This is a genomic window from Epilithonimonas pallida, assembly GCF_900182975.1.
Taxonomy (GTDB): domain Bacteria; phylum Bacteroidota; class Bacteroidia; order Flavobacteriales; family Weeksellaceae; genus Epilithonimonas; species Epilithonimonas pallida.
In genome coordinates this window covers 1-2551 of sequence record NZ_FXUO01000017.1, presented here as the reverse complement: position 1 = coordinate 2551, position 2551 = coordinate 1, and the positions used below count along the sequence as shown (strand labels likewise).

Here is a 2551-nt window from a genome sequence, read left to right as displayed (position 1 = left end):
TCTTTCACGATTTTAGCAGTTAGTTTTTTATTTTGTTGAGTCGGGATACTCGCTTTGATGATGTAAACACCCTGTGGAAGCTTTGAGGTATTGATCTTCGTAACCCTGTTTTTGGTATTAAAGGTCTGGATCACTTTCCCCGTCATATCATAAACATAGACATCTGCACTCTCGAAGTCCAGCCCGATCTCCACATAACAATAATCCTTCACTGGATTTGGGTAGATCTGGATGTCTTTGTTCTCCATCAGGTCTTCAATTTGTTTGTCCTCCAGCTTTACCACCTTCCAGTTCTCTTTCCCCAATTCCTCTGCACTCGTTCCTGCCAATATATACGAACCATCCCTGTTTAGTAATGCGGATGTTAACCTTTCTTCCTTTTTCTTGTCTCTGCCTTCCACATATTTTCTCCACACTTCCTTACCATTCCTGTCGATATAAAGCATCCAGAACGTCTCATCATTCTTCTCAATCTTTCCTTCTGACTGCGTGTAACCACCAATCAGAAATCCCTTGGTTGTTGGTTCTTCGTTGTTGGTTGATGGATTTTTTATCGTGTTAAGGCTCATCATCACATCCCGGTTCTTAAAGTTGTAAGAGTGCTGCCACTGCTCGTTGCCGTCTTCATCCAAAGCCAGCACCCAAAGGTCTGTCCCCTCCTCCAGCTTCACCCTCTTATTTCCCGAAGTCTCTGAACGGCTTTCTCCACCAATAATATAACCTGAATCTGTCAATGCCATTGTTCGGACATGATCATCTTCACTTCCTCCAAAATTCTTTTCCCACTGGACATTACCATCCTTGTCCAATTTCACGATCCAGTAATCACCCTCGCCATAGTTTCCGAAGGACTTACCATAGAAATTAATATTGTAGTTCTCTGTAGAATTCTGATTGTTGGATGATGAGGAATTATTGCCTGAATTGTTGCCTGAGGATTGAGAAGTATTACCGGAATTTAAATTTAAACTTCCAGAATTCTGCAATAATAAATCTTTAAAATTGATCTTCGGTTTTGACTGTCCGTCATAAATGCCGCTTCTGGAATAGATTCCCATCAACACACCGCCATCTTTCGTCGGGATCACTTTCTCCACTTCATCCAGGCCTTTGCCACCCAGAATTAATTGACTAATGATCCTGCCTTTCTTATCCAGCTTAATGACCAGAACATCTTTGGAGCCGTAACCTGATTTTGGATGATTGGTAGAACCTGCAACAATGTAGCCTTCATCCGTAGTTTGGGTAACACTTCTCGCTTCTTCGCTATATCTTGTGCCGATAGTTTTCTGCCACTGTTCTTCACCATTCTCATCGATCTTAATCAGCCAGATATCAGAAGAGCCATTAGATTTATCTTTCTTATCCAATCCTAAAGACGAATACGAAGTCCCCGCTAACAAAAATCCACCTTCTTTTGTTGCAACGGTAGAACTGAGATAATCATGCTGATTTCCTGAGAAATATTTTTCCCAAACTTTTTGGCCCTGCTGGTCAAGTTTAAGAATATGATAATCGTAACCTTTGTTTTGATTGTGGGTCGATGATGGATTTACGGCAGTTGAGCCGGAGCTGTCACCCTGAGCCTGCCGAAGGGTCTGAATGGATGATCCCGAAACTAAATACTGGCCGTCTATCGTAACCGCCAGTCCGGAAAGAAAATCCTGTGTCCCGGAGTCGAGATTCTTTTGCCAGGAAATCTTCTGCGAAAAGAGTACAGCAGAACCCAGCACCAATAGTGTGGTAGAAATCTTTTTCATAATTTGAGTTTTTATAGTTACTAATCAAATCAGTTGCAATATTATCAACTGATAACGTCAAAACATGACGCTTTATAATTTTTCCGGTAAAAATAATATATTTTTCTGAAATTAAATTATCCTTAATAAAAATAAAGACATTCTATAAAAAATCCACTCTTGCGAGTGGATCTCCTGCATCAGTTCACCAGATATTGACCGAGGTAGAAACTTGTGGAAGCACCCGTCTGCTTTTCATTGTTCAGAAAGGCATAGACTTCCATTGTCTTACCCAGACAATACGCAGGAAGCGTGACGTCTGCCATCAGGTCGGAACGCATCACGATACCCTCATAGATCTCCCAGTTCTTCAGCTCTTCGCAGTAGCAAACGATGCTCACCTGATCTGCTGGTGCGGCATTGCCCTGCGTACTGTTATCTTCCCACTCCAGGTGCAGCACGCCGCCCGGCTGCGTGGTGAGCACTGCATTCTGGAAGCTGGTGAGTTCGCCACGGGTGATCAGAACCTTATTGTAGATCAGCTCCGGCAGACCAGCCACCACCCATATCGCCTCACTAATTGTATAGGACACCGCCAGGTTCACCCTGGATTTCACCCCACTCTCCGACCCGAAATACAACGACTGGATTGACTTGACAGGTTGCAAAAAGCTGATCGCCAGCTTAAATTTCATCTGCTGCTCAAGCTGCTTTTCCGTTGGGTTGCGTTTTGAAATTTTAGGACGGCTGCGGATGATGTCCAGACCACGCCAGTTAGCACCTACTACTGTTCCTACTTTACCGGAGAATCC

General features: G+C 43.4%; 2 protein-coding genes. Both read right to left on the bottom strand.

Annotated features, from left to right (window positions below):
• A partial coding sequence (locus QOL71_RS17630; protein WP_283418205.1) for a T9SS type A sorting domain-containing protein occupies positions 1 to 1760 on the bottom strand: 1760 nt, incomplete at its 3' end.
• Between the two features lie 179 nt (positions 1761 to 1939).
• A partial coding sequence (locus tag QOL71_RS17625; RefSeq protein WP_283418204.1) for a DUF6266 family protein occupies positions 1940 to 2551 on the bottom strand: 612 nt, incomplete at its 5' end.